The 1,435-nt window shown below is 39.4% G+C and carries 1 protein-coding gene; it reads right to left on the bottom strand.

Annotated features, from left to right (window positions below; all coding sequences use genetic code 11):
• Nucleotides 1-203: 203 nt before the first annotated feature.
• A complete protein-coding gene (locus tag F0249_RS19985; RefSeq protein WP_171757644.1) occupies nt 204-755 on the bottom strand; it encodes a hypothetical protein in 552 nt (183 codons plus the stop codon).
• Between the last annotated feature and the right edge of the window lie 680 nt (nt 756-1,435).

Here is a 1,435-nt window from a genome sequence, read left to right as displayed (position 1 = left end):
CAAGGCAATAGCCGCTTAAACAGGCCGTATATATGGAAGTTAACCTGCGCTTTTAATTATGCTACTGACTTGCAAAACCGGGGGAGACCATATATGTGAGCAACGCTACCACGAAACTAAACCATACCACCGTAATCACAAAACCCAACGATGGAATGAAAAATGCCAAGCGTTGGGAATCACTCTTGAATGTTTTGTTATATTTACAACCTTTGAAAGTTTCTTAAAGAAAAATTAGGCGTTTTATCCTTACATGCTTGATCGTTCAACGCATACCAAGTTTCATAATATTCGTTGCTATAGTTGTTTAAAACTACACCACTAGTATGATAAACGACACCTACTTCCAATACATTTGACCACTTCTCAATAGTTGTTTTTGGGCGTTCCCCAACGATTAAATAATGGCATGGATACTCAAGGTCTGATACCAACTCCTTGATTTTATTCAATTGTGAATATCGCGTACTTGGATTGCTTTTAGCATCTGTAAAACGATTCACAAGTACAACTCTTCGATGAACAAACAAGTAAGTCGCAAATTCGTAGCTAGAAATGAGATTTCTTCTAAGGTAAGCCAAAATCTCAAGCGATCGAGTGCTATTACCAGAGATTAAATTGAAAACCATCTCTAATGAATCCTGAATTTTGATCCATTGATTCACTAAAAACGCGACCTCATTAAATTCACTATAAACTCCTAGTTCGGTACTAGGTACTTTTAAAACAAGATCTGTACTTCCTAAAGACTGCAAATACTTACATTCACCCTCGATTAGAACGTAAGGTTCACCATCTCCCAAGGGGGAGATACTAAATTCTGATTCAAATTTTGAAACCCACGAAGACATAACTTGAAGTGAAAACGCCGAGTGTTGCGAATCTGTCTTAAATGCCTTGTTAGTTTACCTACATGATGAAGCCAAAGTTTAGCGCCAAGATGCTGAATTAGTTACAAAACTACTGGCTTTGGACGTAGAAGTAAAACTGAAAACTACGAAACTAAAACCCAACCAACAAAACGAACTTGGCTAAGAAGCGACATGCGCTAAACAACCAAGATTGAAACCACTCAAACTGACAAAGGATTCGTTCGACCAGTCTGACAACCAAGTGCGACAAACCATTTTATGAGCAATATAGCCACCAAGAAAAAGAAGCCGCGCCAAAGAATTATCACGAAAAAGATAGAGCCAGTAAGTGACTACCTCACCGCGAACGCTTCCCATATAGTGCCACCGGAAAGTTCCTGTGATTAGCAAACCTACAGGTGCAAATCACAATAACCGGACAAGCTCTCGGAATAAAACCCTTTTTCTACTCTTGTAAACTAACGCCCAATTAAGGTGCGACAACGCTGTAACACCCAAGCTAAACCATTGCACCGTAAACACAAATTTCAAATCGAAGTGAAACTGCCACGCGTTGGGAGTCA

The sequence above is a fragment of the Vibrio sp. 03-59-1 genome, assembly GCF_013114135.1.
In the GTDB taxonomy this organism is placed as follows: Bacteria; Pseudomonadota; Gammaproteobacteria; order Enterobacterales; family Vibrionaceae; genus Vibrio; species Vibrio cortegadensis.
Note: the sequence above shows the minus strand (reverse complement) of the source record. Positions and strands in the feature narration are given on the sequence as shown.